The sequence below is a fragment of the Streptomyces sp. NPDC046465 genome (genome assembly GCF_040646035.1).
GTDB lineage: Bacteria > Actinomycetota > Actinomycetes > Streptomycetales > Streptomycetaceae > Streptomyces.
The window spans coordinates 1-2,930 of sequence record NZ_JBEYZK010000073.1 but is presented as its reverse complement, the minus strand read 5'-3'; the positions used below and the strand labels follow the sequence as shown (position 1 = coordinate 2,930).

The window sequence follows — 2,930 nt, the reverse complement described above, 5'->3', positions numbered from 1 at the left end:
GTCAAGCCGCAGGTGCACACCTGGACCTACCCCGACGGGAAGGTCCTGATCGTGCTGTCCGAGGGCCGCCTGTTGAACCTGGGCAACGCCACCGGCCACCCCTCGTTCGTGATGTCCAACTCCTTCGCGGACCAGACGCTGGCCCAGATCGAGCTGTTCACCAAGCAGCAGGAGTACCCCACCGACGTCTACGTGCTGCCCAAGCACCTGGACGAGAAGGTCGCCCGCCTGCACCTGGATGCCCTGGGCGTGAAGCTGACCACGCTCAGCGCCGAGCAGGCCGCCTACATCGGCGTCGACGTGAGGGGCCCCTACAAGCCCGAGCACTACCGCTACTGACCCCGCCCCGCAGGAGGACGACGTGCCCGACCGCCACGAGGAGGACAACAGGCCGCCCGGGGAGGCCGCCCGCGCCGCGCCGCGCACCCCGCCGCTCCGGCTCGCCGGCATCGACGAGGACGACACCTGGGAGCCCAACGTCGTGCGCGGCATCGACTGACCCGCCCCCCGCCCCCCGCCCCCGTCCGGCTCCAGCCGCGGTCAAGCGGACGGCGAGCGGGGCGGGGCCACCATGGCGCCCAGCACCCCCACCACCCCGTCCCACCCAGGACGTCCCCCCAGGACGTCCCACCCAGGAGGAGAGATGACCGAGGCCGCACCACGCCCCACCGCCCTGAGCGAGATCGGGGACGCCCTCGCCCAGGCCGGGGCGGCATCCCTGACCGGAGAACGCGCCCGGCTCGCCGAAGGCCTCCTGCGGGCGGCCCTGTCCAAATGGGAGGACCCCCAGGCCCGCCCGCAGCTGCTCGGCGCCTTCAGCGCCGTCTTCGCCGGCGAGGACGGCGCGGCCCAGATGCGCGACTTCATGTCCAAGCAGATCTTCCGCCAGCTCGCCGACTCCCTGGCGGAGCCGGCCAAGGACTTCGACGAGGTCGCCCGCGCCCTGGGCGTCCCGGCCATGAACATCAACGCCGCCCAGGCCCAGGTCTGGGGCGTGGCCGTCCTGCGCTACGTCGTCAAGCTGGAACCGATCGCCTCGGCCTCGGTGGACGAGGTCGTCGCCACGGTCGCCCCCACCATCCAGCGCTACCTGGTCGGCTGACGACGCCGCGCCCCCCGCCCGGATTCCGGAACGGAACCGTCCCTCACATTCCGGCGGCCCATTTCGTCGTACTGGATGAGGCGGACACGTCCCCGCGATCCGGCGGGGCCCACGGCTCACCGACGCCGGCCAACAAGTCCGCGCGGACGGCCTTTTCGGGTCGCACTTATTCGGAGGAAGCAAACAGGCCATGAGTACTCTCGACAAAGAGTCCCCGGACGGGGCGGGAAACGCCGTCGCCGCGTCCGACCCGAGGCGATGGAAAGCACTGGGCGTCCTGGCCGCGATTCAGTTCATGCTCGTCATGGATGTCACGATCGTGCTCGTCGCTCTCCCCGAGATCGACAACGACCTGACCTTCAGCTCCGACGGCGACCTCGCCTGGGTGCTCAACGGCTACGTGCTGATGGCCGGCGGCTTCCTCCTCCTGGGCGGACGGCTGGCCGACATGTTCGGCCGCCGCAAGATCTTCATGATCGGCGTGATCTGCTTCGGCGTCGCCTCGGCCACCTGCGGCGCCGCGATGTCCTCCGGCATGCTCGTCTCCAGCCGCTTCGTCCAGGGCCTGGGCGAAGCCCTGTGCGGCCCGGCCGCGCTCGGCATGATCCCCATCCTCTTCCCCGACGCCCGGGAGCGGATGAAGGCCCTGGGCGTCTGGGGCGGCACCGCCGCCCTGGGCGGCGTGATCGGCTCGGTCGTCTCCGGCGCGCTCACCGAGTGGATCGACTGGCGCTGGATCTTCTACATCAACATCCCCATCGCCATCGCCGCGCTCATCCTGGTGCCCCGGGTCATGCCCGAGAGCCGCATGGAACGCGAGGGCCGCAGCGTCGACGTCGCCGGCGCCATCGGCATCACCGGCGGCCTGGTCGCCGTCGTCTACGGCCTGATCAAGGCCGCCGACCACACATGGGGCTCCTCCACCGTGCTGGTCCCGCTGCTCGCCGGCATCGGCGTGCTGCTGCTGACCGCCCTCTGGGAGACCCGCGTCTCCGACCCGATGGTGCCCATCCGCTTCTTCACCAACCGCACCCGGGTCACCTCCAACGTCGTGACCCTGGCCCTGCTCGCCAGCTTCCACTGCTACGCCTTCCTGCTCATCATCTACATGCAGAAGGTCCTCCTGTACACGCCGATCAAGGCGGGCATGGCGGTCGTGCCGCTGGCCTTCGCGATGGGCGCCGGCATGGGCGCCGCCTCCGCGCTGATGCCCCGCATCGGCGTCAAGGCCGTGCTGGCCATCGGCTTCGGCGGCGCCGCCGTGGGCCTGTTCGTCGCCAGCTCCCTGGAGGCCGACTCCTCCTACGTCGGCGGCGTCCTGCCCGGCATGCTCGTCTTCGGCATCTTCAGCGCCATGTGCTACCCCGCCCTGGTCAACGGCGCGCTCTACCAGGTCACCGGCAAGGACTCCGGCCTGGCCTCCGGCGTGCAGACCGCCATGCAGCAGATCGGCGGCGCGCTCGGCCTGGCCACCCTGGTCCCCGTCGCCATCCGCTACACCACCGACCACATCGGCGACGGCGTCCTGCCCACCGTCGCCCAGTCCGACGGCGCCTCGCGGGCCTTCCGCGTGGGCGCCATCCTGGTGGCCGTCGCGGCCGCCCTGGTCATCGCGCTGATGCAGAAGGTCGACGCCATCCCGCGCAACGTGCTCGCCGAGGCCGACGCCGAGCCCACCGAGGACAGCGTGACGGCCCAGCCCACCACCACCGGCGCCGCCTCGTAACACCACCCCGCAAGCGCACACCCACGTGCGTTGCCCGCCCGCGTGCGCGAGGCTCAGCGCACCCGGGCCCGCAGCCCGCCCGCACCGCCCCCGGGGACGCAC

Annotated in this window: 4 protein-coding genes; all 4 read left to right on the top strand. The window is 71.6% G+C overall.

Going from position 1 to position 2,930, the window contains the following annotated elements; translation table 11 throughout:
- On the top strand, positions 1-339 hold a 339-nt coding region (locus ABZ953_RS39180), incomplete at its 5' end, for an adenosylhomocysteinase (RefSeq protein ID WP_361734303.1).
- A 22-nt stretch (positions 340-361) separates the two neighbouring features.
- The gene (locus ABZ953_RS39175; RefSeq protein WP_361734302.1) at positions 362-499 is read left to right on the top strand and encodes a hypothetical protein; all 138 of its coding nucleotides are present in this window, start codon (positions 362-364) and stop codon (positions 497-499) included.
- Between the two features lie 144 nt (positions 500-643).
- Positions 644-1,102: a hypothetical protein gene (locus ABZ953_RS39170; protein WP_361734301.1), complete on the top strand. Its 459-nt coding sequence runs from the start codon at positions 644-646 to the stop codon at positions 1,100-1,102.
- A 190-nt stretch (positions 1,103-1,292) separates the two neighbouring features.
- Positions 1,293-2,828, top strand: coding sequence for an MFS transporter (locus ABZ953_RS39165; protein WP_361734299.1), 1,536 nt, complete (start codon positions 1,293-1,295; stop codon positions 2,826-2,828).
- Positions 2,829-2,930: the final 102 nt, after the last annotated feature.

Coding starts and splice junctions, on each gene's coding strand:
- ABZ953_RS39165 (WP_361734299.1), top strand. CDS start 1,293: ATGAGTACTCTCGACAAAGAGTCCCCGGACGGGGCGGGAAACGCCGTC.
- ABZ953_RS39170 (WP_361734301.1), top strand. CDS start 644: ATGACCGAGGCCGCACCACGCCCCACCGCCCTGAGCGAGATCGGGGAC.